The sequence below is a fragment of the Micromonospora sp. NRRL B-16802 genome (assembly GCF_001279555.1).
GTDB classification, from domain to species: Bacteria; Actinomycetota; Actinomycetes; order Mycobacteriales; family Micromonosporaceae; genus Micromonospora; species Micromonospora profundi.
Genome location: NZ_LGEB01000128.1, coordinates 1 through 706, shown reverse-complemented (window position 1 = coordinate 706; position 706 = coordinate 1). Strand labels below are relative to the sequence as shown.

Here is a 706-nt window from a genome sequence, read left to right as displayed (position 1 = left end):
GGTGTGGGTGCGGCCGGAGAGGATGGAGCCGATGGGTAGGTCGGTTTGTCCTGTGTAGCGGTGTAGCACGGTGAGTAGTGCGGCGTGGTGGATGGCGAGGAAGGATACGTGGTTGGTGCGGGCGTAGCGGTGCGCTGCCGACGTGAGGTCGTGGGGCAGAAGCCGGTCGACGCGGGCCCCGGCACCGGTGGGGTGGGCCGGTCGGGGTCGGTCGGTGGGGAACTCGATGGTGGGCAGGTCGGCCAGTGTGGTGCGCCAGTGGTCGAGTTGTCGGGTGAATTCGTCGTCGTCGAGGCGGGCGCGCTGCCAGGCCGCGTGGTCGGCGGGCTGGATGTTCGGCTCGGGCAGCTCGGGTAGCGGGTTCTCGGCGGTGAGGCCGGTTTCCGCGGCGTAGAGGCTGGTGAGTTCGGTGGTGAGGATTCCCACCGACCAGCCGTCGGCGACGATGTGGTGCACCACGAGCACGAGAACGTGGTCGTCCGGCGCTATGCGGGCCAGCGCGGTGCGGAACACGGGCCCGGTCGCCAGGCCCAGTCGGCGGTTGACCTGTTCGGTGACCCACGTGTCGACGCTGTCGGCCGGGATGTCGACGACTGTCATCGGTCGGTCGGCCGGTGGGGGGTCGATGATTTGGCGGGGTAGGCCGTTGTGTTCGACGAAGCGGGTGCGGAGGGCTTCGTGTCGGGTGGTGAGGGTGTGGAGGGCG

Annotated in this window: 1 protein-coding gene; it reads right to left on the bottom strand. The window is 69.5% G+C overall.

The features are described from left to right. A partial coding sequence (locus ADK66_RS29160; protein WP_231640249.1) for a condensation domain-containing protein occupies positions 1–706 on the bottom strand: 706 nt, incomplete at both ends.